Annotated in this window: 26 protein-coding genes; 19 read left to right on the top strand and 7 right to left on the bottom strand. The window is 39.4% G+C overall.

Features of this window, described 5'->3' with window-relative positions:
* Position 1 precedes the first annotated feature (1 nt).
* Both NYE23_RS13775 and NYE23_RS13770 read left to right on the top strand, forming a co-directional pair.
* The gene (locus NYE23_RS13775; RefSeq protein WP_341078648.1) at positions 2–937 is read left to right on the top strand and encodes an ABC transporter ATP-binding protein; all 936 of its coding nucleotides are present in this window, start codon (positions 2–4) and stop codon (positions 935–937) included.
* 423 nt (positions 938–1,360) lie between these two features.
* Positions 1,361–2,512 (top strand): putative glycoside hydrolase, encoded by a 1,152-nt coding sequence (locus NYE23_RS13770; RefSeq protein WP_445662620.1) that lies wholly within the window; start codon positions 1,361–1,363, stop codon positions 2,510–2,512.
* A 115-nt stretch (positions 2,513–2,627) separates the two neighbouring features.
* Here the strand turns inward: NYE23_RS13770 and NYE23_RS13765 are convergent, their stop codons facing one another.
* Positions 2,628–2,816 carry a hypothetical protein gene (locus NYE23_RS13765; RefSeq protein ID WP_159868752.1) on the bottom strand — a complete coding sequence of 63 codons (189 nt, stop codon included), beginning with the start codon at positions 2,814–2,816 and terminating at the stop codon, positions 2,628–2,630.
* A 245-nt stretch (positions 2,817–3,061) separates the two neighbouring features.
* Between NYE23_RS13765 and NYE23_RS13760 the strand changes: the two genes are divergently transcribed.
* The 5 genes from NYE23_RS13760 (at position 3,062) to pepF (ending at position 8,823) form a co-directional block, all read left to right on the top strand.
* Positions 3,062–3,637, top strand: coding sequence for a GNAT family N-acetyltransferase (locus NYE23_RS13760; RefSeq protein ID WP_341078644.1), 576 nt, complete (start codon positions 3,062–3,064; stop codon positions 3,635–3,637).
* Between the two features lie 475 nt (positions 3,638–4,112).
* A complete protein-coding gene (gene spxA, locus NYE23_RS13755; RefSeq protein ID WP_009331204.1) occupies positions 4,113–4,508 on the top strand; it encodes a transcriptional regulator SpxA in 396 nt (131 codons plus the stop codon).
* A gap of 362 nt (positions 4,509–4,870) precedes the next feature.
* Positions 4,871–5,536, top strand: a complete 666-nt coding sequence (mecA, locus tag NYE23_RS13750; RefSeq protein ID WP_341078641.1) for an adaptor protein MecA — start codon at positions 4,871–4,873, stop codon at positions 5,534–5,536.
* A gap of 183 nt (positions 5,537–5,719) precedes the next feature.
* Positions 5,720–6,883 carry a competence protein CoiA gene (locus NYE23_RS13745; RefSeq protein ID WP_445662619.1) on the top strand — a complete coding sequence of 388 codons (1,164 nt, stop codon included), beginning with the start codon at positions 5,720–5,722 and terminating at the stop codon, positions 6,881–6,883.
* 122 nt (positions 6,884–7,005) lie between these two features.
* Complete coding sequence (gene pepF, locus NYE23_RS13740; RefSeq protein ID WP_341078636.1) at positions 7,006–8,823, top strand: oligoendopeptidase F; 1,818 nt, start codon at positions 7,006–7,008, stop codon at positions 8,821–8,823.
* A gap of 517 nt (positions 8,824–9,340) precedes the next feature.
* Here the strand turns inward: pepF and NYE23_RS13735 are convergent.
* From NYE23_RS13735 to NYE23_RS13720, 4 genes are all read right to left on the bottom strand, one after another.
* Positions 9,341–10,210: a ClpXP adapter SpxH family protein gene (locus tag NYE23_RS13735; protein ID WP_341080733.1), complete on the bottom strand. Its 870-nt coding sequence runs from the start codon at positions 10,208–10,210 to the stop codon at positions 9,341–9,343.
* A 2-nt stretch (positions 10,211–10,212) separates the two neighbouring features.
* Positions 10,213–10,617 carry a globin domain-containing protein gene (locus NYE23_RS13730; protein WP_341078634.1) on the bottom strand — a complete coding sequence of 135 codons (405 nt, stop codon included), beginning with the start codon at positions 10,615–10,617 and terminating at the stop codon, positions 10,213–10,215.
* Positions 10,618–10,865: 248 nt separating this feature from the next.
* Positions 10,866–11,504, bottom strand: coding sequence for a lytic transglycosylase domain-containing protein (locus tag NYE23_RS13725; protein ID WP_341078632.1), 639 nt, complete (start codon positions 11,502–11,504; stop codon positions 10,866–10,868).
* 32 nt (positions 11,505–11,536) lie between these two features.
* Entirely contained in the window at positions 11,537–12,127 is a 591-nt protein-coding gene (locus NYE23_RS13720) for a CYTH domain-containing protein (RefSeq protein ID WP_341078631.1), read from the bottom strand.
* Positions 12,128–12,325: 198 nt separating this feature from the next.
* On the opposite strand from NYE23_RS13720, the gene NYE23_RS13715 reads away from it, so the two are divergent.
* The 4 genes from NYE23_RS13715 (at position 12,326) to NYE23_RS13700 (ending at position 15,231) form a co-directional block, all read left to right on the top strand.
* Positions 12,326–12,703 (top strand): UPF0738 family protein, encoded by a 378-nt coding sequence (locus tag NYE23_RS13715; protein ID WP_341078630.1) that lies wholly within the window; start codon positions 12,326–12,328, stop codon positions 12,701–12,703.
* Positions 12,704–12,847: 144 nt separating this feature from the next.
* Positions 12,848–13,486 carry a GTP pyrophosphokinase gene (locus NYE23_RS13710; RefSeq protein WP_035327274.1) on the top strand — a complete coding sequence of 213 codons (639 nt, stop codon included), beginning with the start codon at positions 12,848–12,850 and terminating at the stop codon, positions 13,484–13,486.
* Positions 13,487–13,512: 26 nt separating this feature from the next.
* The gene (locus NYE23_RS13705) at positions 13,513–14,307 is read left to right on the top strand and encodes an NAD kinase (RefSeq protein ID WP_009331194.1); all 795 of its coding nucleotides are present in this window, start codon (positions 13,513–13,515) and stop codon (positions 14,305–14,307) included.
* 39 nt (positions 14,308–14,346) lie between these two features.
* Complete coding sequence (locus NYE23_RS13700; protein WP_341078628.1) at positions 14,347–15,231, top strand: RluA family pseudouridine synthase; 885 nt, start codon at positions 14,347–14,349, stop codon at positions 15,229–15,231.
* Between the two features lie 26 nt (positions 15,232–15,257).
* Here NYE23_RS13700 and prpE read toward each other — a convergent pair whose 3' ends face one another.
* Positions 15,258–15,992 carry a bis(5'-nucleosyl)-tetraphosphatase PrpE gene (prpE, locus tag NYE23_RS13695; RefSeq protein WP_341078627.1) on the bottom strand — a complete coding sequence of 245 codons (735 nt, stop codon included), beginning with the start codon at positions 15,990–15,992 and terminating at the stop codon, positions 15,258–15,260.
* A gap of 579 nt (positions 15,993–16,571) precedes the next feature.
* Between prpE and mgtE the strand changes: the two genes are divergently transcribed.
* The 4 genes from mgtE to NYE23_RS13675 all read left to right on the top strand — a co-directional run bounded on the left by mgtE (position 16,572) and on the right by NYE23_RS13675 (position 21,379).
* Positions 16,572–17,951, top strand: a complete 1,380-nt coding sequence (gene mgtE / locus NYE23_RS13690; protein ID WP_341078625.1) for a magnesium transporter — start codon at positions 16,572–16,574, stop codon at positions 17,949–17,951.
* Positions 17,952–17,963: 12 nt separating this feature from the next.
* Positions 17,964–19,823 carry a monovalent cation:proton antiporter family protein gene (locus NYE23_RS13685; protein ID WP_341078623.1) on the top strand — a complete coding sequence of 620 codons (1,860 nt, stop codon included), beginning with the start codon at positions 17,964–17,966 and terminating at the stop codon, positions 19,821–19,823.
* A gap of 140 nt (positions 19,824–19,963) precedes the next feature.
* The gene (gene fabI, locus NYE23_RS13680) at positions 19,964–20,734 is read left to right on the top strand and encodes an enoyl-ACP reductase FabI (RefSeq protein ID WP_341078622.1); all 771 of its coding nucleotides are present in this window, start codon (positions 19,964–19,966) and stop codon (positions 20,732–20,734) included.
* 108 nt (positions 20,735–20,842) lie between these two features.
* On the top strand, positions 20,843–21,379 hold the full coding sequence (locus NYE23_RS13675) for a CotO family spore coat protein (RefSeq protein WP_341078621.1): 537 nt from the start codon (positions 20,843–20,845) through the stop codon (positions 21,377–21,379).
* Between the two features lie 65 nt (positions 21,380–21,444).
* On the opposite strand, the gene NYE23_RS13670 is transcribed toward NYE23_RS13675, so the two are convergent.
* The gene (locus NYE23_RS13670; RefSeq protein ID WP_341078620.1) at positions 21,445–21,948 is read right to left on the bottom strand and encodes a CotY/CotZ family spore coat protein; all 504 of its coding nucleotides are present in this window, start codon (positions 21,946–21,948) and stop codon (positions 21,445–21,447) included.
* Positions 21,949–22,079: 131 nt separating this feature from the next.
* On the opposite strand from NYE23_RS13670, the gene NYE23_RS13665 reads away from it, so the two are divergent.
* The 4 genes from NYE23_RS13665 (at position 22,080) to spoVAD (ending at position 24,752) form a co-directional block, all read left to right on the top strand.
* The gene (locus NYE23_RS13665) at positions 22,080–22,433 is read left to right on the top strand and encodes a DUF1360 domain-containing protein (protein WP_341078618.1); all 354 of its coding nucleotides are present in this window, start codon (positions 22,080–22,082) and stop codon (positions 22,431–22,433) included.
* 343 nt (positions 22,434–22,776) lie between these two features.
* Positions 22,777–23,250: a YhcN/YlaJ family sporulation lipoprotein gene (locus tag NYE23_RS13660; protein WP_341078617.1), complete on the top strand. Its 474-nt coding sequence runs from the start codon at positions 22,777–22,779 to the stop codon at positions 23,248–23,250.
* Between the two features lie 15 nt (positions 23,251–23,265).
* Positions 23,266–23,739, top strand: a complete 474-nt coding sequence (spoVAC, locus tag NYE23_RS13655; RefSeq protein ID WP_341078616.1) for a stage V sporulation protein AC — start codon at positions 23,266–23,268, stop codon at positions 23,737–23,739.
* Entirely contained in the window at positions 23,739–24,752 is a 1,014-nt protein-coding gene (gene spoVAD, locus NYE23_RS13650) for a stage V sporulation protein AD (protein ID WP_341078614.1), read from the top strand. The genes spoVAC and spoVAD overlap by 1 nt, the downstream gene beginning before the upstream one ends.
* Positions 24,753–24,759: the final 7 nt, after the last annotated feature.

The raw sequence follows: 24,759 nt of genomic DNA, 5'->3' as shown, positions 1-24,759 counted from the left end.
AATGGCAGAAAAATTGCTCGAAATTAAAAACTTAAAACAGCATTTTAATGTAGGCCGTCCGAATATGGTAAAAGCAGTTGATGGGATTACTTTTGATATTTATAAGGGAGAGACCCTTGGACTTGTTGGTGAGTCTGGCTGCGGTAAATCAACTACTGGACGAACTATTATCAGATTATATGATGCAACAGATGGTCAGGTACTTTTTGAAGGTGAAGACGTTCACGGCAAAAAATCTGCAAAAGAACTGAAAAAGTTTAACCGTAAAATGCAGATGATCTTCCAGGATCCTTATGCTTCCTTAAACCCGCGTATGACGGTTGCCGATATTATTGCTGAAGGAATCGATATTCACGGCTTGGCTAAAAGCAAAAAGGAACGAATGGAGAGGGTTTACGAACTTTTGGACACTGTCGGTCTGAACAAAGAACATGCTAACCGTTACCCTCATGAATTCTCTGGAGGACAGAGACAGCGTATCGGAATTGCCCGCGCCCTTGCGGTTGATCCTGATTTCATTATTGCGGATGAGCCAATTTCAGCATTGGACGTTTCCATTCAGGCTCAGGTAGTAAACCTTATGAAAAAACTGCAGCGTGAAAAAGGATTGACATACCTGTTTATCGCACATGATTTATCTATGGTAAAATACATCAGTGACCGTATTGGTGTTATGTACTTCGGTAAACTGGTTGAACTTGCACCAGCTGAAGATTTATATAATAACCCTATGCACCCTTATACTCAATCCCTGCTGTCAGCTATTCCGCTCCCAGATCCTGAAACAGAACGTTCCCGCAGAAGGAAATCTTATGATCCGGCAGTTCACAATTACGCTGACAATGAAAAGCTGGAAATGCGCGAAATAACAACTGGCCATTTTGTTTATTGCTCTGAAAAAGAGTATAACGAATTAAAAGCTAAATATGCCAAATAACAAAAAACGATCTCGACTGAGATCGTTTTTTACATCCTGGAAAAGTAAATGTTCGCTATAAAGGAATTACCAAGATGTAAATTGCCCAGTCAAATATGCAGAGAGTGGAAATTCTCTTTAACACTTTTATTCGCTAATGTGTACTTTTCTATATAATACATCATTTTCCGCAATATTACTATTAGAATTTTCAATTATTTATTTTTTTCCATCAATTTGTGTATTTAAACAGAAATTTGATAGTTTTTAATAAAATTGGTTTAAAAAATACTTATTAAGATAATTTAGTATAAAGATAGTTCTTAATTCTTTGAAATAAATTTATAATTAAGGTAACAAAGAGAATACTCAGAAAAGGGGGCAAAACATGTGAACAAGACATTAAACTTAGCTGCTGCCTTAATGTTAGTATCAGCTTTATTCATGTCAGCCGATCCAGGTGAGGCAAAAGAACAGGAAAATCAGGAATCAGGACAAAACCCTCAAAGGGAACATGTTTCACTAGTGAAAACCCTTCCTGAAAAAATAAGCCGTTTTCAATTTGATTCCGGCTATCACTTTCAGTATCCGGATGCTGTAAGGGGTATATATGTTACCGGACATTCAGCAGGGGGTGAAAAGTTTAATAAATTAGTGAAAATGATGGATGATACCGATTTGAATGCGATGGTAATTGATATTAAGGACGATTGGGGCAACCTGACGTATATTCCAGAAGACAAATCACCATATACTGATATTGGCAAGCCTTACATAAAGGATCCAAAAAAAATCTTGAAAACCATGGAAGAAAAGCAAATTTATCCGATTGCACGAGTAGTTGTATTTAAGGATTCTGTTCTAGCGAATAAAAAGCCTGAATGGTCGTATAAAGAAGGAAATACTGTATGGAAGAATGGCAGAGGTGAATCATTTGTAAATCCATTTTTAAAAGAAGTTTGGGATTACAATATTGGAATTGCAATCGAAGCTGCAAAAATGGGATTTCAGGAGATTCAATTTGATTATGTCCGATTTCCTGAGGGGTTTGAACACCGTGATAGCTCCTTGAAATATAGTATGGGTGAATACGAAAATCTTAAAATTGAAAATGTACAAAAGCGTGTAAGTGCGGTTACTGACTTTGTCGAGTATGCCAGGAAGCAGCTCGAGCCATATGGGGTAAAGGTTTCGGTCGATATCTTTGGATACACGGCGACCCTTCCTGAGGCACCGGGAATTGGTCAAAATTTTTCTAAGATCTCAGAACATGTGGATGTAATTTCTTCTATGATTTATCCAAGCCACTGGACTTCTTATTTTGGCATAGCCAAACCGGATCTGGAACCTTATAAGCTGGTTTCTGAATATGCTAAACTTGAGAATAGAAAGTTGGGAGAGTTGGATAGTCCTCCTGTATCCAGACCATGGCTTCAGGATTTTACAGCCTCTTATTTAGGAGCCGGAAATTATAAGAAGTATGGAAGAGCCGAGGTTGAAGCTCAAATAAAGGCATTGAACGAACAGGGAATTAATGAATTTCTTTTATGGAATGCGGGTAATTCGTATACGCCAGGGGTGGATTATACACCATAAAAGCCAGAAGGAGACCGAATTATTTGGCCTCCTTCTGGCTTTGTTTATCAATTAATTAAGCTACATATCATTTGACACCAATCTTGAATGCGGTATCATAGTATAGAGGCATAGGCTACTGCTTTTTCTTTCCGCCTACGCTTTTCCATCCAGTCTGTACCCTTGCAGATTGATCCACGAATTCGGATTTATTTTTACCGCCAAATACTTTTTCTCCAATACCATTAGTCAGTACACCTAATAAGGCAGTAAATCCAATTATGAGCAGTGCAACTATTGTTAAATCAGTTATGTAACCAACCATGATAAACCTCCATCTTTCTTTTCACAGTTTCCTGTGATTAGTGTATAAACATCCCTAATCTTATTTTATTCGAAATTTTCCAGTATTAAAAGGGGAAATTCCACAAATACTTTAACTGATTGGAAAACAATACAAGCATAAGTATAAAAGTAAGTGGAAAGGAAAGCTGGGAGCTTATCATGCTGGAATAAATATTCATGCCCTATAAAAAATAAGTTGTTTACGGGCGAAAAAGGAGAAGATCCATGCATTGGTATGAAAAACTGAATCAATATTTCCCGATTGAAGAAATGAAATCAAGAGAACATATGGAAACCTTATTAAAGGAAAGGTCAGATATTTATCATAAAGATGAAGGTCTACATCATGTGCTTATGTATGTTGAACTGGATAACTTTGTTTTTATTGATTATCTGTTTGTTTCGAAGGAATCCAGAGGACAGGGACTTGGCCATAAACTACTTCAAACGCTTAAAGCCAAAGGCAAACCGATCATATTGGAAGTTGAGCCGGTTGATTATGAAGACACGGATACTGAAAAACGGCTCAAGTTCTATAAAAGAGAAGGGTTTGAGCACGCCCAATCAATCGGGTATAGCCGCCGGTCTCTTGCGACCAATGAAATCAATACAATGGAAATTCTATATTGGTCCCCTGAGAACGAAAGTGAAGAAATGATTTATGAAGCCATGAAGAAAACCTATGAAATGATTCACACTTATAAGGATTCGCATTTTTATGGAAAGTCATATCAGCCTGTAGAAGAGGTTCTAACTTATGAAGAGAATAAAAATGGATCGGATGTCTTAGAGGATTTATAAGAAATTGGAAAAACACAGCCATTTTTGTAAATGGCTGTGTTTTCATTTTCATTAATTAATTGAGAAAATATTTATAAGTATTTTGGTTTATTAAAAAATTAACAAGGGTATATAAAGAATAATTTAGGATACACTTAAAAAAACTCATACATAAAATTCCCTTAGGCTAAGGCTTAAGAAACTTTATGGAAAGAATTATAACAAAAAACATATAAAAAAATGAAACTTTTTGCTTGTTCATTCGTCTTATTAAGTAGATTCTAATTCTTAATCCATTTGTTTAATGAATGTTTAATACTTTTTTCATATTTATAAAAAGTTATACCAAATAGATATTGTTTGGTGTATAATTAATAATATAAATTCCTTGATTAAAGTTATTTTAATCTAGAAGACTCTAGAAATATTTGATTAAACAAATATAATCTCTGATAGTTTCATATATGTCTAAATTTAAGGAGTGTGAATTTGTAAAATGGTCACATTATACACTTCACCAAGTTGTACATCCTGCAGGAAAGCTAAATCATGGTTGGAAGAGCATGAAATTGCCTATAAAGAACGAAATATCTTTTCAGAACCGTTATCAATTGATGAAATTAAAGAAATTCTTCGAATGACTGAAGATGGAACAGATGAAATTATTTCAACTCGCTCTAAGACATTTCAAAAGCTTGATGTAAACCTTGAATCAATGCCTCTCCAAGATTTATTTGAGCTAATCAAGGAAAACCCGGGGCTGCTTCGCCGTCCAATCATTCTTGATGAAAAACGTTTGCAGGTTGGATATAATGAGGACGAAATCAGACGTTTCCTTCCAAGGAAAGTCCGTACTTACCAACTGCGTGAAGCACAGCGCATGGTTAATTAACAAATGCATTTACTAATACTTAAAATTGAAAGGCCTTCGTTCTGTTAACAGAAGAAGGTCTTTTTGTCTATTATGTGAAAAAGAAAAAGGAAAATGGATATAATAAGAGAATATTTAGTTAAGCCAAATGAGGTAAGATATATCACCAGGGACAATATAGGCATTTAACGGTTTTTTTAAACATATGACTTTTTAATTCCCTTTATGCTCAATTTGTCATAAAATAAAAGTACAAGGTACAAAATACATTTTACCTTCATTTTAATCGGGGATTAACCAATTGATTAACGGGTAAATGGATAACACATGACTGCTGGGGGTATTTAGTCCCTTCAATCATAGCCAGAAGGGAGAGTTGCTGCATGGAAATCGAACGTATTAATGATCATACCGTTAAATTTTATATTTCTTATCTTGATATAGAAGAAAGAGGCTTTGACCGTGAAGAGATTTGGTACAATCGTGAGCGGAGTGAGGAACTCTTTTGGGAAATGATGGATGAAGTCCATCAGGAGGAAGAATTTCTTGTGGAAGGCCCTTTATGGATCCAGGTTCAAGCATTGGATAAGGGTTTGGAGGTTCTTGTAACAAAAGCTCAGCTATCAAAGGATGGTCAAAAGTTTGAACTTCCTGTCCCGGATGAAAAAGTCAAAGATTTGCCTGTGGATGAACATATAGAGGAAATGCTTGATCATCATTTCCGTAAATCTGATGATGATAATGATAACGGATATGAAGGAGATCTTGAGTTCCTATTATCATTTAAAGATTTTGAAGACATTATTTCATTATCAAAGCGGTCAATTCTTGATTCCATTACCACAAAACTATATTCCTTTGAGGGGAAATATTATTTATTCGCAGAGTTCCCTGAAGAGCTTTTTGAAGAGGATGACATAGATAACATGCTGAGTATTCTTCTTGAATACGGGCACGAAACAAGTACAACTATACACCGTGTAATGGAATATGGTAAATTGATTATAGAAAATGATGTTTTTGAAAGTCTGAGAAAACATTTTAAATAGTAAAGAAAAGCCGATTTCATTTTTGAAATCGGCTTTTTGGTACGCGAACTGTTTCGTAGCAGCAATGAGCATAGGAAAAAACTTTAAGAGATTCGTCAGACAAAAAGGAATTTAGCCTTTAAAAATAGAACAATAAGGAGGAAAGGAGATGGTCATTTGTTAGTTGCCTCAACAGAGAATGGGGTGCGAATAAGCCTTATAGGTTCACACAGCATCCTGGCTTTACAGCAGTACAGGGAAAAACACAACTTTTACTGTCCGGAATGCAAAGAGAATGTGATAATGAAAATCGGTAAGAAGAAAATCCCCCATTTCAGCCACAGAAAGGGTTCTGAATGTCCGGAAAGGTATGAAAGGGAATCAGAATACCATATTTCAGGAAAGTTGCTATTGTTTCAATGGCTAAAGAAAAAAGGTTTAAATCCAATTCTGGAACCATATTATCCTGAAATATTACAGCGGCCGGATATAGGTGTCCATTATGAAGGTGTTCATTATGCTCTTGAATATCAATGTTCAAGCATTTCTGAGGAGTTATTTATAAAGCGGACAGAAGCATACTTTCAGTCAGGTATTGTTCCAATTTGGATACTGGCAGGAAAAAGTATTAAGCGTATTGGCAAAACAAAAATTTCTTTATCTGGTTTCCAATACCTATTTATTCGGCAAGCAGTTTCAGGCCATTGGGTAATCCCTTCTTTTTGCCCCACTACAAAGTCTTTTATCAATATCCACCATATCCAGCCCCTCACAGTCAGAAATGCCTGCGCGCATTATGATGTAAAACCTATTTTCCAAGCAGAAGCAGATATATTATTTGGTCCATATTTTAAAAACAATATAAATATTGATGATTGGAAAAGAGAAGTCCGGAAAATTAAGAATTCCCTTTCTCAAAATAGTGGTGCTATTAAAAATAAATTTCTTCAGGATTTATACTCCTGCTCAATTGCTCCTGCGTTTCTTCCGCCTGAAATTGGCCTGCCTGTCCGTCATTCTCCATTTATTGAAACCTCACCTATACAGTGGCAGAGTTATTTGTTTATGGATATAGTCGGCAAAGAAAGGCCGTTCTCTCTTTCGCAAATGATTGCAGCCTTTCGCAAGAGGGTAAAAAATAACGATATAAAAATCAGGTCAATCCCACTTGTTCAAACCGGCTCCGAAATTCATGCGATTAAAGAATATCTTGATGTCCTTATTAACTTAAACATTGTTAAACATGCAGAAAAAGGTTTATACAAAAAAACCGCATTAAGCGGTGAGCCTGATCATTACTGCCGGATAATCCAAATAGAGGAGGATTTTTATAGACGCTTCTCTCAAAGGATTTTGCAGGGCAAATAAATGAAAAAGACTTAATTAACATAAAATAATCAAAGACTTCCACTTTTGCTCTTTAAAAAGCAGGAATTTTTTTCTTCAAAGAGAAGATAGTGTAATGGGACTTTTGAATGGAGGATGAATGTATGGCTAAAGAAACAACTGTAAAGAAACTGCCGGCAAGGAACGAGATTTCACCTGAAGATACCTGGCGTTTGGAGGATATTTTTCCTTCTGATGATGAGTGGGACAAGGAATACAATGAAGTACAGAAGCTGATTCCTGATGCAGGAAAGTATCAGGGCAGGCTCGGGGAAAGTGCTGAAACATTATATGCAGCGCTTCAGTTCCAGGATCATCTACTTTCACGCCTTGGGAAGCTTTATACATATGCCCATATGCGTTATGACCAGGATACAACAAATTCATTTTATCAGGGAATGGATGACAAAATTAAAAGTTTGTATTCTGAAGCTGCAAGTGCACTTGCCTATGTTGTTCCTGAGCTGCTTGCTGAAGATGAAGAGAAGATTGCCGGCTTTTTAAAGGAAAAAACCGAGCTGCAATTGTATAAACATTCCCTGGAGGAAATTAATCTTCAAAGGCCTCATGTATTATCTGCTGAGCAGGAATCCCTGCTTGCTCAGGCTTCCGAGGTGCTTGGGGCTTCCAGTAATACATTTGGCATGCTGAACAATGCAGATTTGGAGTTTCCGTCCATTAAAGATGAGAATGGGGAAGAAGTCGAAATTACACATGGACGTTTCATCCGTTTTCTAGAAAGTGATGAGCAGCGTGTCCGACATGATGCTTTCAAAGCTGTATATGAGACTTATGGGAAGTTTCGCAATACATTTGCAAGCACTCTTAGCGGAAACGTAAAAAAAGATAATTTCAACGCAAAGATCCGGAATTATGACTCCGCGCGCCATGCTGCCCTTTCTGCGAACAATATTCCTGAAAGTGTTTACGAAAATCTGGTCAATACCATTAACGATAACCTGCATTTGCTGCATCGCTATGTCAAACTCCGCAAGAAGGTTCTTGGGGTTAAGGAGCTTCATATGTATGATCTCTACACTCCTTTGGTGAAGGAAGTTAAAATGGAGATCCCTTATAATGAGGCAAAAGATCTGATTTTAAAAGGACTAAAGCCACTTGGTGAAGACTATTTAAATATTTTAAAAGAGGGTTTTGAAAATAGGTGGGTTGATGTTCATGAGAATAAGGGCAAAAGAAGCGGCGCTTATTCTTCGGGAACATATGGCACCAACCCTTATATACTAATGAACTGGCAGGACAATGTGAACAACTTATTTACTCTGGCTCATGAATTTGGGCATTCGGTTCACAGCTACTACACAAGAAAATATCAGCCATACCCTTATGGAAACTACTCTATTTTTGTTGCAGAGGTAGCTTCTACTTGTAATGAAGCCCTCTTAAACGATTATCTGCTTAAAACAATCGATGATGATAAGAAGCGGCTGTACCTGCTGAATCACTATCTTGAAGGCTTTAGAGGCACTGTTTTCCGCCAGACCATGTTTGCCGAATTTGAACATCTCATTCATCAAAAGGCGCAAAACAATGAAGCCTTAACTGCTGATTCATTGACTAAAGAATATTATGAACTTAATAAGAAGTATTTTGGGGATGAGGATATCTTAATTGATGAGGAAATCGGCTTGGAATGGTCCAGAATCCCGCATTTCTACTATAATTATTATGTTTATCAATATGCAACAGGCTTCAGTGCGGCTACGGCATTAAGCAAGCAAATTCTTCAGGAAGGCCAGCCTGCAGTTGAAAGATATATTGAATTCCTGAAATCCGGCAGCTCCGATTACCCAATTGAAGTGCTAAAGAAAGCCGGTGTGGATATGACGAGCAGCAAGCCGATTGAAGATGCCTGCAAAGTATTCGAAGAAAAGCTTAATGAAATGGAAAGCTTGCTTTCTTAATAGTGAAGGTGCCAGGCTAAATTGCCTGGCACCTTTTGTGATGGTTTAAAACCCCTTAAATCTCCTTCGGTCATTCAGATATAAACATAAGATCAGGAGTGAAATAAAGAGAATAGGTGAAGTAATGAAAAGTGGGATAAGCTTCATCAAGCCAAAAATATTCAATATAAAGGAGAGCAAAATGAGCATCAGCATCAGAAATACAGGCAGTTTTTTCATATTGCAGTCTCCTCCTTAGGCAGATTTACATCTATTTTATGCGGTTGTCCAGTGTGTCATGACTTGATTTTGACAATATTGTGAAAAAAAGCACAAACTTATTGTCAAGGTCTTTTACGCCATGATATAGTACAGATGTGAAGTTGATCACAAGCAAACATTTACCCCTTTTGTTTGGACGTGAAAAATTTCTCCCATCCCCTTTGTTCGTAAAAAAATAAACCCTGAAAGAGCCGTGCATAAGATTGCATGGTTTTTTCATGGAAAAAATAAAGCTGTGCATTTTGCACAGCTTTGATTACCCTGAATATCTCCAGAAATTACCGTATTTCGCAGGTACATATTCAGCGATTTGCTTAAGCTGAAGCTTTTTCATTTCCTTGTTCACTTGGCTGTCAGTCATATCGTATACTACCGAGATTTCCTTACTTGCCACCAGCTTAAAATACTTTAAGAAATATTCCAGGGGCGGCAGAGGAGCACGCTCAGGTTTAGCAGGCAGCATTTCTTCTAGAATCTGTTCGTAAATTTCATAAGGATAATACCCGGTTACTTTGATGCCTTCATCTTCAATGTTTTCATTGAAAAAGACAAGAGTGGGTATTTCTTGAACATCCATTTCAGATGTTATTTTTAAATCGCACTGAAAAGCTTTGGCTGCACTATCTGAATGAATATCAGAAACAAATTCTACTACATCAAGACCGACTTCCTTAGCACAATCCTTTAAAACTTCAAAATTTGACACATTCTGCTTCTCAAGAAACAAAACCTCCTGGAGCTTGCGTAAAAATTTGATGCCAGCTTTTCTCCCTTGTAATTCAGCCGCTTTAATTGCAACTGAAGCCAGATGTGGTGAAGAAATTGGATTCTCGAACCAGAGGTTTCCATCACATGACATTCCAGAGCGGCTTGCTGTCTTTTCCCACAAATCAGCAATGTTTTCGTAGTTTTGTCTTTTCCCCATATTTAAAGTTGCCAGCCTGCCGCTTAATACATGCTTTATGGAAAAATAGCGGCCATATTCAATCAGGAGCTTTTTTAAGGTAGGCTCCAAAGCCCAGCATTCAGGGCAAAGAGGGTCAACAAACATATAGACTTCTATGGGCTTTTTTTCACTGCCATAGCAATGTGGTGACGTAAACTTGATTTCATTGGATTCTGGCATATTCACGGGCTATCACCCTTCACGCCGGCCTCAGGTGTATTGATCATATGCTGAGCAGTGAGCACAAGTCTGGAAAAAAAGTCTTCCCTCAATGGTCCATCCAGCCCGATTTCGTCCATCGCTTCATTCATGCATGAAAGCCAGGCCCTTGCCCGAGTTTCTGTTATAGGAAAAGGCATGTGCCGCGCGCGAAGCATAGGATGTCCATGTTCTGAAGTATATAAAGGAGGCCCTCCTAAATACTGAGTCATAAATTGTTTTTGTTTTCTGGCTGTCTCTGTCAGGTCATCTGGAAAAATAGGAACGAGATCAGGATGTTGTCCTACGCGCAGGTAAAAAGCGTCAATTAGCTGGTGAAGCTTTTCCTCACCAATAGCGTCGAAGGGAGTGTGCATTTTCTCGGCCATATTTAAAACTCCTTTTATGAGTTAATCATTTGTAAAAAAACTTCCTATTTAATATCAATTGCTGTAATCTCTTTATATTTTATCAATGAGGGATTTATATCTCAAACAAATAGCTTACTGTACCCCTTTAACGTCTCCTTGGCAAGCTTATTTTTTTAGTATGGATTAAGCACATGCTGTCAATCCGGAACATTTGCTGAAAAAAACATAAAAAAGCCGCCCGGTAAATAGGGCGGCCGTTTTAATGCTTAAGCCATAAATGAAGTGGTAACTTTCTTTATGTAATTTAGGGTTTCTTTAAAAGGCGGTACACCCCCGAATTTATCTACATTTCCAGGTCCGGCATTATAGGCTGCCAGTGCCAGTTCTACATTATCCCCATATCTGTCCATCATTTGCCGTAAATATTTGACTCCTGCAAAAATGTTCTCTGCAGGGTCGAAGATATTTCTTACACCAAGCCCCCTGGCTGTTTCCGGCATTAGCTGCATCAAGCCTGAAGCACCTGCATGACTGACGGCATTCGGATTAAAGTTTGATTCCTGCTTAATGACTGACTTAATCAGATTAACAGGTACATTAAACATATCTGATGCTTTTTGTATCAAATCATCGAAATCACTTTTTGAGGATTCGGCGAACTTGGTTAGTTTAACAGGCGGGAGAGCTGCTGCAAGAGAATCAGCTTGTAAAGCGCTAATATAAGGCTTTAAAGACGCAACTGCTCCAAGTCCGCCTGTAATTTGATGTGATGAATCATTATTTTCCGAAACCAGCCCTGAAAGCAGCTCTTGAAACAGTGGGTTAGAAGTATTTGTTTGCTTAGAGTTATTGAATCCTTGAAGAGCTTGCAGCTCCATCAATAGTTTTAGCTGTTCTATGTTCATTGTATTGCTCCTTGGCAAAAGGTCTGCTTCTTTTAAGACTTTTGCTGTCTGTATTTTTCGTTGTAAAACCTCTTAATTTTATTTTCGGTCTTCCTGACAGGAATGTTAAGCTGCTGAAGTAAATTAAGAAAAACGATTTGCCCTTCCTTCCGATTATCTGCTTCAAATTCTATCTCAAAATCTTCCTTATTCAAATAGCGGCTGTGATCAAGAACAGCCAGCCCTTTATTGTATTCCTTTTCTGCACGTGCTGTTGTGAGAGTACCAAAATATTGAAGGTTATCTGTCTTTATTCCAAGCTCTTCTATGGATTTTTTTATCTGTTCCCTGGGAATTTTTCCGGTCTGAATCATCTCTGCTGCTTCGGAATCAGTAAGATTTTCATTGGTCTCCAGCAGCCCTTCAGGGTGGGGCTGTTTTAGAGTCAATTCAAACGAGCCGTTTTTCTGCCTGATCCTTAATGCACTTCCTATTTCCTTCAATAAAAAATCAGGTGTATCGAAATAATGATTTTCCTGTTCAGAAAAATCTTCACTGCCTAAATTCATAAAATTCATTAAAGCGGTAAATTCATCTCTGGTGATTATGTTTTTAAATTCAATTTCAATATTTTTATTAGACAAGCCTGTACACCTCAGCTATAAGTAATTACCTGTATTATCTCCTTATTCAGCATGGACTTCAATCCTTTGAAGATCTTTTTAAGCTTGTGATAAATTCAATCAGGGGAGTTTGCTTCGTGAAGCTGTAAAAATTGCAGCAGGGGTTTTACTGTCTATAAAATCTGCGATAGAATAGGTAATGACAATGGAGGTAGAAAAATGAAACAGAAACTTACAATTGTAAATGCAGAATGGATTGGAAACGAATTAATTTTGGGAATAGAATCTGGGACCGTTTCAGGTTTAACGGCTATGCAGCAAATATTAGCTGATTCCGACAATCTTTCATTTATTTATATAGCAGAGCAAAATGATGATTATACATATATTTCCCTTCCGGAAGCAGTCTGGCCGGAATTAAAGAAGGCACTTGATGGCCAAATGCGGGTTTTTGCTTCTGACAGTAAACATGCTCGCCTTGAGCTTGCAGGATTTCATGAGGAATTAGGAGATTTAATAGAAAATATCCGCGGGAACAGCAATTACGGAAATGAAATGGTAGAAAAAGTAGAGAATGTATTTCAGCTGAATGTTTAAGCGGCTTAATACTTGGATATAGAGATAGGCTATGTATTTGAACAGATAAGAGTTTTGCTGATTTACATGAGCATATAAGTGCCTGCCAGCAGGTGCAGTACGGGTGCCGTCTTTTTTTATTTCGGATATTTGGTGGTGTTGCAGGTGAAGCATTGGGACTTATTTTTGGCGCCATATAAGCAGGCGGTTGAAGAGTTGAAAGTAAAGCTAAAAGGCATGAGAAGCCAATTTGAAATGGACTCTTCCCATTCTCCGATTGAATTTGTTACCGGGAGGGTAAAGCCTATTGCCAGCATTTTAGATAAGGCAAATCAAAAAGGCATTCCACTCGACAGATTGGAATCGGAAATGCAGGATATTGCCGGTGTAAGAATGATGTGCCAATTTGTTGATGATATTAAGAGAGTGGTTGAACTATTAAGACAAAGAAATGACTTTGAAATTGTTGAAGAAAGAGACTATATTTCTCATAAAAAAGCAAGCGGTTACCGCTCTTATCATGTCGTGATCCGCTATCCTGTTCAGACAATCAAGGGAGAGAAGAAAATTCTTGCAGAGATTCAGATTCGAACGCTTGCCATGAATTTCTGGGCCACGGTTGAACATTCCTTGAATTACAAATATAAGGGCCAATTCCCTGAAGATATTCAAATGAGGCTTCAGCGGGCGGCAGAGGCTGCTTTCAGGCTGGATGAAGAAATGTCACTCATTCGCGGAGAAATACAGGATGCCCAGGCATTCTTTACTAGAAAAAAGGAAAAGCAGCAAAAGGGAGAAAACTAACAGTATAAAAGAGGAGCTTGGATAAGATGAAATTTGCCATTACCTCAAAAGGAGATTCAAAATCTAATACACTCATGCATAAAATGAGAACCTATTTATTGGACTTCGAGCTTACATATGATGAAGAAGAGCCTGATATAGTCATATCGGTAGGCGGGGATGGCACTTTACTCTATGCCTTTCACCGATACAGCAGCCGCCTGGACAAGACCGCGTTTGTAGGTATACACACAGGCCATCTTGGCTTTTATGCAGACTGGGTGCCGGAGGAAATCGAAAAGCTTGTCATTGCAATTGCCAAAACCCCGTATCAGGTGATTGAATATCCGCTCCTTGAAGTGATTATCCGCTACCAGCATGGAGGGAAAGAAACCCGTTATCTTGCATTAAATGAATCTACGGTCAAGGCGGTAGAAGGTACCTTAGTAATGGATGTGGAAATACGCGGCCAGCATTTTGAACGGTTCCGCGGAGATGGCCTGTGTGTCTCTACACCATCAGGAAGTACAGCTTATAATAAGGCGCTGGGAGGAGCTATTCTGCACCCTTCTTTGCCTGCCATCCAGCTTGCTGAAATGGCTTCCATTAATAATAAGGTATTCCGTACAGTGGGCTCGCCGCTGGTACTGCCGGCCCACCATACATGCATGCTGAAGCCTGTGAATGAACCGGATTTTCAAATTACTATTGATCATTTGACACTTCTTCATAAAGATGTAAAATCAATTCAATTCAGAGTGGCAGATGAGAAGATCCGTTTTGCCAGGTTCAGGCCATTTCCATTCTGGAAAAGGGTTCACGATTCTTTTGTTGCTGATTGAAGAAAAGTCACCATCTGACAGAACAGGAGCCTGCAGCTCATGGCACGTTTTGAATTACAATGGAAAATTACTGCCCCGGAGGCGGGCTTGTTAATCAGGGAATTTTTAAAAGACAATCATATTTCCAAAACTGCACTGACAGATATAAAATTTGCCGGCGGCTTCATTCAAGTAAATAATCAGGAAGTCAATGTCCGCTATGTGTTAAAGGAAGGTGATGTCCTTCAGGTTGGTTTCCCTGAAGAAGTTCCGAGTGAAGGCATGAAGAGGGAAGACTTGCCTCTGGATATTCTTTATGAAGATGATTATCTTCTTGTAGTAAATAAACCGGCAGGTGTGAGTTCCATTCCTTCCAGAGAACATCCTTCCGGAAGTCTGGCGAATCGGCTGATTGGGTATTATCAGCGAATCGGCTTAAAGTCTGCTGCCCATATTGTGACACGACTGGATAGAGATACATCTGGCCTGGTTCTGATTGCTAAACACAGGCATGTACATCATTTGTTCAGCAAACAGCAGCGCTCACGAAAAATCCATCGCATGTATGAAGCCTTTGCAGAAGGCTCAATCTGCCCGGACGCAGGAACAATAGAACAGCCAATTGCGCGAAAGAAAGACAGTATAATTGAACGGGAAGTCAGTGAGGAAGGCCAATACGCATGTACTAATTATCAGGTCATCAGCCGCCAAAAAGAATTTACACATGTAAAACTGAAGCTTGAAACCGGCAGAACTCATCAGATCAGAGTTCATTTGGCCTGGCTTGGTTATCCCCTTGCAGGAGACGAATTATATGGGGGCACAAGACTGTTCATCAGGCGGCAGGCGCTGCACTGCTGCAGCCTTTCCTTCGAACATCCCTTCCTGCACAAAACCCTTATTTTTGAACAACAGCTTCCGGAAGACATGAGTTGTCTACTGTAAAAGCCGGCATTTGCCGGCTTTTTTGGTTACATCTTCCTGAATTTCTCTTCAACATAAGGCAGGCGGGACTGGACAGACAGTAATTGCATTTCCGGATATCTAAGCGCGGTTAATTTATTGCCAAAAACAGCGCCTGTATCAATATTATAGGTGTTATTAATTCTTCTCACTTCCTTTATGGGAGTATGGCCATAGACGATGACAGCGTCACCCTCATACTCTTTTGCCCAATCCCGTCTTACAGGTGTGCCGTCAGGATTTTTTTCTCCTGTAATATCACCATACAGAACAAAGGTTTTTACTTTTGAGGAATGTTTTCCAATATAGCTTTCTTTAATTCCTGCATGGGCGATAACCAGTTTGTTGTTATCGAGTACACGATATAGAGGTGCATTTTCATATAAATCCATGAATTTCTGTCTGACCTCCTCCTGTGTTTTGGGAGCCAGTTGCTCAAACTCAGCGACTGTTGTTTCAAGTCCATGTGTAATTTGCACTTTATTCCCTAAAAAGAAGCGGTAGAGTTTGTTGCAATGGTTGCCCGGGACATAGTATCCCAAGTTGTTTGCTGCAAGGTTATATACTGCATCAATGACTGCAAGTGAATCTGGGCCTCTGTCAGTTAAGTCTCCCACGAAGGCCAGTTTTCTGCCGCTTGGATGGACAGGAAATCCCTCTTTCCAGCTATAGTCCAGTTCTAAAGTCAGCTCTTTAAATTCAGCAAAGCAGCCGTGGATATCACCAATAATATCAAGTCTCATTTCTTAGGCTCCTTTAAAGTTCTACTGTTATCATATCAATTTTCATAATCTTTATCATGACACTTTATTTTTCACGCAGCAGGAAAAGCTTTAACGATTTTAAGTTCAAAGAATGGGGAAATTAAATTTATCGCAGTCTAACGGGCAGTAAGACCCCCACTTCAAAGAAACAGAGGAACCAACGGAGGATAAATGGGGGTCAAACTGCCCGATCTAGCTGCGGCTCCTAGGGGCTCGAGGTCATAAGCCAATCAGCTGATGGGAAGAAAAGCACTTCCCGCCATCTGCCCGTCTTATGCTTGTCACCCCTGGGCAAGTCTCCTCGCTTTATAATGTAAAGGCCCGAAATAAGGACAAAGACTAAGAACACATCCTGTGGCAACGTCTTTGTGACCCACTTCCTGTGGGCCTCAACTAACAATCAGCGGGGAGAAAATTACTCCCCACTGATTGAAGTTTCACTTTATGGATTGCTCAGAGACGACAAAAAAACAAAGATTTGCTAGTATAGTGAAGTACATTTTCCTGTTATCCAACAGAGTATGGATGCTTTATGGTATGAGAGGAGGTTAATTTTGTATGGAAGATCATGCAGAGGAAAGATCAGGTTCCCACATCAATGCCAGTCTTTTAATCCAATCTTTACAAAATGAAGAAATTGATACCTTCAGGAATGAATTTCTTGATATGCACCCATATGATCAGGCTTCATTTTTTAAAGATCTGGATGAGGACATCCGTGCAAAAATTTATCTTTATCTATCTCCTGAAGAAATGGCAGCTCTTTTTGAAAACCTGGAGATTGAAGAAGAAGATTATAAAGACGTTCTTGCTGAGATGAATCCCCATTATGCAGCAGATATGCTTTCAGAAATGTATGCCGATGATGCGGTTGATGTTTTAAATGAACTTGATAAAGACCAGGTTGTCAGCTACTTAACAATTATGGATGATGAATCGGCAAAAGAAATTAAGGATTTGCTTCATTACGAAGAATATACAGCAGGAAGTATTATGACAACCGAATTTGTCTCTCTGTCAGCCAATCAGACGGTTCGTTCTGCTATGTATATCTTAAAGAATGAAGCGCCAAGGGCTGAAACCATTTATTATGTGTATGTTGTTAATGACGATAAAAAGCTTATTGGCGTCATTTCATTAAGGGATTTAATAGTAAGTGACGATGATACGATGATATCGGAAATAACTAATGACAGAGTAGTTTCGGTATCAGTGGGTGAGGACCAGGAGGAAGTTGCAAGAAAAATTAAGGACTATAATTTCCTGGCTGTACCGGTTGTGGATTTTCAGAACCACTTGCTAGGCATTATCACAGTTGATGATGTCATGGACGTCATGGAAGAAGAAGCATCTGATGATTACTCCAAATTGGCTGCTGTATCGGATATGGATCATATTGACCGGAATCCAGTTTCTGCTGCCCGTAAACGGCTTCCCTGGCTTATCATCCTGCTGTTTTTGGGTATGTTAACTGCAAGCCTTATCGGCAGGTTTGAGGACACATTGGATAAGGTGGCCATTTTAGCTGTTTTCATTCCTCTTATTGCAGGGATGGCTGGAAATACCGGGACTCAGGCATTGGCTGTTGCTGTACGGGGGATTGCAACAGGCGACCTGGAGAAAGAAAATAAATGGAAACTGATGATAAGGGAAGCAGGGACTGGATTAATTAATGGAAGCATTTGCGGTATCCTTGTGACTTTCATTGTTTTCTTCTGGAAAGGAAATTTCTTTCTGGGTGTTTTAGTTGGCGTTTCAATTTTGTTTACATTGATCGTAGCTACCCTTGCCGGTGCACTGATCCCTTTACTAATGCACAGAATGAAAATTGATCCGGCTGTAGCGTCAGGTCCATTCATTACAACCATCAATGATCTAATCAGTATTTTAATTTACTTTGGAATGGCGACATTATTTATGAGTTATTTAACAGGTTAAGGGGGTAATATTATGGAACATGGGGCATCGGTAGCATCGCTTGTCATTGTTATTCTCGCCGCTTTTATTACGCCGATTATACTGCACCGGCTGAAGGTTAATTTTATTCCGGTAGTGGTGGCTGAGATTCTTATTGGTTTAATTATCGGCAAAAGCGGCTTTGATATTGTCAATGAGGATATGTGGCTTGAAACTCTTTCGACACTTGGTTTTATATTTTTAATGTTCCTGAGCGGACTTGAGATTGACTTTACAGCTTTTTCTTCAGCAAAGAAGAGAGAAAAGCTTCCCAGCGGAAAACTTGAGCCGAATTCATTTGCAGTGTCTTCAATTGTTTTTTTAGGGATATTTTTTGTTTCATTAGGGCTTTCTTATTTATTTGTCTGGGCAGGTTTCATTGATAATGCCTTTTTAATGACTTTAATTATTTCAACCATCTCTCTGGGAGTTGTGGTTCCGACTCTCAAGGAAGCACATTTAATGAAAACAGGCATTGGCCAAATTATTCTTTTAATTGCAGTTATTGCAGATTTGGCTACGATGATTCTGCTGGCTGTATTTGTTTCTTTAAATGATACAGGCGGAGGAAATACATGGCTTCTTCTCATCTTATTCGGTGTAGGCGTATTGCTGTACTTCCTGGGCAGAAGGTTTAAGAACCTTAATTTTCTTGAAGCGATGTCGACAGGGACTGTTCAGATTGGAACAAGAGCAGTCTTTGCACTAATTATTTTCCTTGTGGCATTATCAGAAACAGTCGGGGCAGAGAATATATTAGGTGCATTCCTTGCGGGGGTTCTTGTATCGCTGCTGGCGCCAAATCAAGAAATGATCCATAAGCTGGATTCATTTGGATACGGGTTCCTTATACCGATTTTCTTTGTAATGGTTGGGGTAGAGCTCGACGTATGGACTTTGTTTGGAGATCCCAAGATGCTTATGCTTATACCATTGCTGCTGATTGCTCTGCTGCTGTCAAAGCTTATCCCGATTTATATATTAAAAAGATGGTATGACATCAAAACGGTTATTGCTTCTGGTTTCTTGTTAACGTCAACTCTTTCCCTTGTTATTGCTGCAGCAACGATAGGTGAAAGAATGGGTGTTATTACTGCAGAAATGAGCGGCACATTGATATTAGTTGCTGTCATAACAAGTATATTCACACCTGTTGTCTTTAAAAAGCTATTTCCTCAGGAAGCTGCCGAGGAGAAGAAGCTTAAAGTGTCCTTTATTGGTGCTAACCAAATGACTATGCCGATCTATAATGAGCTTAAGTCATCCCTTTACGAGCCGGCTTTATATCATAAGAAGCAGGAAAAGGCGGAAAAACAAATAGCGGACTCTTTGTTTGATATCATTGAAGTTGAGGAGTTTGATATTGAAAATTTCGAGGGCACAGAGGCTTTTGATTCGGATATTGTTGTAATTTCCACGGGGGATGAAGAGACCAATGCTACATTATCCATTGCTTTTAAAGATAAGGGAGTAGACCGGGTCATTTGCCGGATGGAAAGTCCGGATATGGAAGAAACGCTTCGGGAGCATGACATTGAACTGTTTTCAACTATTCTTTCCTCTAAGGCGCTGCTTCGTGCGTTAATCGAGTCGCCAAGCGTGGTGAACATATTAACGAACCAGGAGACGGCTTTATATGAAATCCGATTAAAGAATGAGCAGTTTGAAGGCATGATGCTTCGGAGGTTCCCGTTTACAGGGGATGTAATATTCGTCCGGATATTTAGAGGAAAGGATTCCATTGTTCCGCACGGAGATACTGAACTGCATGTAAATGACCGCTTGATTGTTACTGGATCGAAGGAATACGTTGATGAATTAAAACGGGAGCTTGAATTTTGTGAATGGTGTTAGAATCTGATGGCTTCTTTCTAGCCGAAAAAAATCCTCCAGCAATAACAGGATTTTTTTTCGGCTTTTCTTTTGCGCAGAATTGATGTACAATTAGCACTAGGTACTAATAACTTGTAATAATAAACTCAGGAGGATTTATAATGACTCTTTCTTTAAATGGAAAAACATTCGTCGTAATGGGTGTAGCTAATAAAAGAAGTATTGCATGGGGAATTGCCAAATCCCTTCATGATGCTGGTGCCCGTTTAATCTTTACATATGCGGGAGAAAGGCTTGAGAAAAGTGTTCGTGAATTGGCTGAATCATTGGAGGATGCCCAATCATTAGTGCTTCCATGTGATGTAACAAGTGATGAAGACATCGCGAAATGTTTCAGCACAATTAAGGAGGAAGCGGGTATAATTCATGGGATTGCTCACTGCATCGCCTTTGCCCATAAGGAAGAACTTCAGGGAGAATACATGAGCACAACAAGAGACGGATTCCTGCTGGCTCATAATATCAGCTCTTATTCCCTGACTGCTGTTGCCAAGGAAGCCAGGGGATTGATGGCAGAAGGCGGAAGCATTGTGACTCTCACATACCTTGGCGGTGAAAAGGTTGTGAAAAACTATAATGTTATGGGTGTAGCAAAAGCCTCCCTTGATGCAAGCGTCAAATATTTGGCTAATGATCTTGGGAAGGATGGAATCCGGGTTAATTCCATTTCAGCCGGACCAATCAGGACTCTCTCTGCTAAAGGAATAAGCGAATTTAATTCGATCCTTAAAGAAATTGAAGAAAAAGCTCCGCTCCGTAAAACCACAACTCCTGAAGAAGTAGGAGATACTGCTCTATTCTTATTCAGCAGTCTGTCCAGAGGAATAACGGGTGAAAATATACACGTGGATTCCGGTTACCATATCCTTTAAATTTGTCCGCTCTAATATGAGCGGGCTTTTTTATTTCCTCAGAAACGAAAGTCCATGTTCTGCATACATATAATACGATGAACCATAACGATTGCGGAGGTGGGCATAGTGACTGAGAAAAGAGAAAAGGAGCCGTTATTCTATATACAGCAGCCGAATTTTCAAATTCCTGAAAACAGGATGCAAACAATCTATTCCAGCAGAAAAGCAGAGCAGGAACGTAAACAGAAACAAAGTTTACTGGATTTGGCTGGCAATAAAGAGGAACAAACGGTGCCGAAAGAGAAAATCGAAAATACTGCAGGGCAATTGGAAGTGCAGGAAGCCATTGAAGAGTTTGAATCAGGGAGAGAAGAGAAAAAAGGTGCATCCTTTGCTTTTACGACTGAAAAAAGAAAACCAGCTTTCAATCGGGTAAAAAGTTTTAAGGAAATGGACACACCTGAGCGCCTGAATTACTTAATTGATTTCCCAAAACAGCTTCCGCCCATACCATGCATATTTGAAACCGGGGAAAAGGCCATAAGAGGGTTTCTGGTTTCAAAAAATGAAGAATGGATCGAGGTCAAGTTATTTGATGAAAGTATTGAAAAATTAAATCTTCAATCATTAAATGCAGTCAAAATGATCGGCCTTAGAAGGTAGACCTAAATTTTTAAGCAGGCCGGCAAAAAAAATAGCCAGCCGAATGTTCGGCTGGCCTCTTTTAATTAGTCTTCGCAAATATCCAGGTCAACATCTGCAATACATTGAACAGCGCAGAAGCATGTTAAATCAACAGTTACGCAATCATTTGTACTGCGGAAGTAGTCAACTTCGCAAACCTTTTTCAAGTCGATGCAGCAGTCATCAACAAGGTTTACTGTTTTGTCCGGGCCAGATTTTCTGTTTACTGGCTCCAGAACGCGAAGCACTGCACAGCAGTTATCAAATACTTCTTCTACTCTAAAGAAGATCGATACACAAGCACAGTCATTTCCTGTAAAGAATGCATGGAATGGTGACCCGTCCGCAGTTTTTAGTGTGAATACGCGTGTATCTGGACGCTTATGGCGCTTTCTGCCGGAAGGTGATATTGCTCCAAGCGGCTCCAGGAAACAGTTTGAAGGGCATTCGCACACATCTTCTGCGTTATCTTGAATATCTTTTATAGCACGAAGTACTTCACATACACAGCTTTTGCCTTTGAAGTCGTCTTTTTTTCCACAACCCATTTTTGTTTTCCTCCTTGTTTGTTTCTTGTGGTCTACACTACTAACATATTGCCGAAGTGCCCTATGGGTTACGGACAAACGCCTTGTTTTTTCAAAAAATAGGCTATTTTTTTATAATTGAGGTGAAAAAAATGGACATAACACCTTTGGAGCTCCTGATTTTGGCTCTTGCAACCTTCAGGCTGACCAGACTGATTGTATTTGATAAAATTACCGAATTTCTGCGCAAGCCATTTCTTGAAGAAGTGGAAGAAAAAGATGAAAACGGCGAAATAGAAGTTTATTGGGTAGTGAAAGAAGGAAGAGTTCGGAGTTTTTTCGGGGAGCTTTTAAGCTGCTATTGGTGTACTGGTGTGTGGAGTGCCATATTTTTATATGCTTCCTATTACTTGTATGCATCTTTTGCAGCTCCGGTGCTGCTAATTTTAGCAATTGCGGGACTTGCTGCTATTATAGAAGTACTTGTGCAAAAACTGATTGATTAGCATAGGTCTATTTATATCTTATTTGGGCGTATGTTTTACACAAGCTCCTGAGGCTCCGCATAAATTAATAAGAGGAAAATTATTGTTAATGGAGGGCCTCATCGATGTTAAATAAGGATAATAATCAGCAATCCGAAAAATCAAAGCCGGTCAGCAAGACAAAGAAAAAGAAAAAGAAAAAAGGATGCGGCTGTGGAAAGAAACAATAAAAATAAGGAGCCGGTGTTTCCGGCTATTTTTTTTTGGTTTTTTTCTGGTAAAAATAGGATGGATATTAATGTTCATAAATCCAAAACATTTCGAGGACAATATAATTAAAGATATTACATAGGAAGGGACTAATATGAAAAAGAGACTTTTATTAATGAACGCGTTTTCACTGATCTTAATATCAGGATGCAGCGGTGATGGAAAGGTGACGGACAGCGACCTTGCACTCCTCAAAACGACCCATCCCCCTGCAGTATTAATTGATAAAAATACAAAGGAAAATTTGGATTTAGTCCAAAACATTGAGCATGACGTTGAAAAAATGAAAGAACTTTATGATGTTGCAGTGGTTAAGAGCAATGGAGATACACTGGTTGCTTATAAAGTGAAGCACCTGCAGCGTTTTCACATGAAGAAAATTGAAAAAAACATGACAAAAATGCTTGAGGAGAAATACCCGGATGAGAACTTCATTGTTTCAAGTGATTATAAAATCTTTATAGAGGCAGTAGAACTTCAGGAAAAAATGAAAAATCCCGATTTTACAGACAAAAAGGCTAAAAAGAAGCTTGATAAAATCATTAAACTAAAAAATGAAATGACATAGGAGGGAGCGGGAGTCATGAGCAAAAAAGGAAACAAAACCCCTGAACAGCAGCAATATGAGAAGCTTGAGCAAAAACATGAACTTAAACGCCCGGTCCTGAAAAATTGTATTCGTGCTTTCTGGGTGGGTGGCCTCATCTGTACTGTTGGACAGGCAATAACGTATTTTTATATCTATTTTTTTAATTTCACCGAACAGACAGCCGGAAATCCAACTGTTGCTACCATGATTTTTATATCCATGCTGCTGACTGGTTTTGGCGTATATGACCGTTTAGGCCAGTTCGCCGGAGCTGGCAGCGCCGTTCCTGTAACAGGCTTTGGCAATGCTGTGATTTCAGCTGCTATTGAGCATCGAACGGAAGGTTTTGTGCTGGGTGTAGGCGGGAACATGTTCAAGCTCGCTGGATCAGTTATTCTTTTTGGTGTATTTGCAGCTTTTGTAGTAGCCCTGATAAAAACGCTATTAACTATTTGGGGGGTTATTTAATGCTAAAGGGAAAACAATCCTGGGTTTTTCAGCATCTCCCGGTCATTGCAGCAGCCGGTGTTTCAGGCGGGCCTTTTGAGGCAAATGGCAATTTGTCAGAGGATTTTGATGTTCTTCATGATGATTTATGGATGGGTGAAGACTCTTATGAGAAAGCGCACAGGATCCTTTTGGAAGAGGCGGGACAAACGGCCTTAAGTAAAGCAAATGTTCAAAAGGAGGATGTTCAGTTTTATATTGCAGGGGATTTAATTAATCAGATAACACCTTCAAGTTTAAGCGCAAGAACGAACCAAATCCCTTATTTCGGGATTTTTGGAGCTTGTTCAACTTCAATGGAAGGACTTGCTCTGGCATCCTTCATTGTCAATTACAGGGGTGCTGATTACGTTTTGACAGGAGCTTCCAGTCATAATGCCGCTGTTGAAAAGCAATTTAGATACCCTACAGAATACGGAGGCCAAAAGCCTCCAACAGCCCAGTGGACAGTAACTGGTGCAGGTGCGGCTCTGGTATCCGCGAAAGCAGCTGGACCCAATTTGCTGGTTACCACTTCAGCCACAATCGGCAAAGTAATCGACATGGGTCTGACAGACCCTTTTAATATGGGAGGAGCCATGGCGCCTGCAGCTGCAGATACCATTACTGCACATTTTAAGGACATGCAGCTCGATCCATCCCATTACGATTTGATTGTCACAGGGGACCTGGGAAGAATTGGCCAGGAAACTGCTTATGAACTGCTCATAAATAATGGGTTGAAAATAGACAGAGAGAAATTTAAAGATTGCGGATTAATGATTTATAAAGATGATCAGCCAGTCCAGTCCGGTGGGAGCGGTGCAGGGTGCTCGGCTTCTGTCCTGTACGGACATCTTTTGAATCAAATGAAGCGAGGGGTTTATAGAAGAATCCTTGTCGTGGCAACAGGTGCACTATTATCGCCATTGACATTCCAGCAGAATGAAAGCATTCCCTGTATTGCTCATGCTGTTTCTATCGAGATGACTTAGAGGAGGA

The sequence above is a fragment of the Cytobacillus sp. FSL H8-0458 genome, assembly GCF_038002165.1.
Taxonomy (GTDB): Bacteria; Bacillota; Bacilli; order Bacillales; family Cytobacillaceae; genus Cytobacillus.
This window is presented reverse-complemented; position numbering and strand designations above follow the sequence as displayed.

Bases quoted from the DNA above. Each gene is read 5' to 3' on its own strand.
- pepF (WP_341078636.1), top strand. From the start codon at position 7,006: ATGGCTAAAGAAACAACTGTAAAGAAACTGCCGGCAAGGAACGAGATT.
- NYE23_RS13770 (WP_445662620.1), top strand. From the start codon at position 1,361: ATGTCAGCCGATCCAGGTGAGGCAAAAGAACAGGAAAATCAGGAATCA.
- spxA (WP_009331204.1), top strand. From the start codon at position 4,113: ATGGTCACATTATACACTTCACCAAGTTGTACATCCTGCAGGAAAGCT.
- mgtE (WP_341078625.1), top strand. From the start codon at position 16,572: ATGGAAGATCATGCAGAGGAAAGATCAGGTTCCCACATCAATGCCAGT.
- spoVAD (WP_341078614.1), top strand. From the start codon at position 23,739: ATGCTAAAGGGAAAACAATCCTGGGTTTTTCAGCATCTCCCGGTCATT.
- NYE23_RS13775 (WP_341078648.1), top strand. From the start codon at position 2: ATGGCAGAAAAATTGCTCGAAATTAAAAACTTAAAACAGCATTTTAAT.
- NYE23_RS13660 (WP_341078617.1), top strand. From the start codon at position 22,777: ATGAAAAAGAGACTTTTATTAATGAACGCGTTTTCACTGATCTTAATA.
- NYE23_RS13725 (WP_341078632.1), bottom strand. From the start codon at position 11,504: ATGAACATAGAACAGCTAAAACTATTGATGGAGCTGCAAGCTCTTCAA.
- NYE23_RS13665 (WP_341078618.1), top strand. From the start codon at position 22,080: ATGGACATAACACCTTTGGAGCTCCTGATTTTGGCTCTTGCAACCTTC.
- NYE23_RS13730 (WP_341078634.1), bottom strand. From the start codon at position 10,617: ATGGCCGAGAAAATGCACACTCCCTTCGACGCTATTGGTGAGGAAAAG.
- NYE23_RS13765 (WP_159868752.1), bottom strand. From the start codon at position 2,816: ATGGTTGGTTACATAACTGATTTAACAATAGTTGCACTGCTCATAATT.
- NYE23_RS13715 (WP_341078630.1), top strand. From the start codon at position 12,326: ATGAAACAGAAACTTACAATTGTAAATGCAGAATGGATTGGAAACGAA.
- fabI (WP_341078622.1), top strand. From the start codon at position 19,964: ATGACTCTTTCTTTAAATGGAAAAACATTCGTCGTAATGGGTGTAGCT.
- mecA (WP_341078641.1), top strand. From the start codon at position 4,871: ATGGAAATCGAACGTATTAATGATCATACCGTTAAATTTTATATTTCT.
- NYE23_RS13705 (WP_009331194.1), top strand. From the start codon at position 13,513: ATGAAATTTGCCATTACCTCAAAAGGAGATTCAAAATCTAATACACTC.
- NYE23_RS13735 (WP_341080733.1), bottom strand. From the start codon at position 10,210: ATGCCAGAATCCAATGAAATCAAGTTTACGTCACCACATTGCTATGGC.
- NYE23_RS13700 (WP_341078628.1), top strand. From the start codon at position 14,347: ATGGCACGTTTTGAATTACAATGGAAAATTACTGCCCCGGAGGCGGGC.
- NYE23_RS13760 (WP_341078644.1), top strand. From the start codon at position 3,062: ATGCATTGGTATGAAAAACTGAATCAATATTTCCCGATTGAAGAAATG.
- spoVAC (WP_341078616.1), top strand. From the start codon at position 23,266: ATGAGCAAAAAAGGAAACAAAACCCCTGAACAGCAGCAATATGAGAAG.
- NYE23_RS13685 (WP_341078623.1), top strand. From the start codon at position 17,964: ATGGAACATGGGGCATCGGTAGCATCGCTTGTCATTGTTATTCTCGCC.
- prpE (WP_341078627.1), bottom strand. From the start codon at position 15,992: ATGAGACTTGATATTATTGGTGATATCCACGGCTGCTTTGCTGAATTT.
- NYE23_RS13670 (WP_341078620.1), bottom strand. From the start codon at position 21,948: ATGGGTTGTGGAAAAAAAGACGACTTCAAAGGCAAAAGCTGTGTATGT.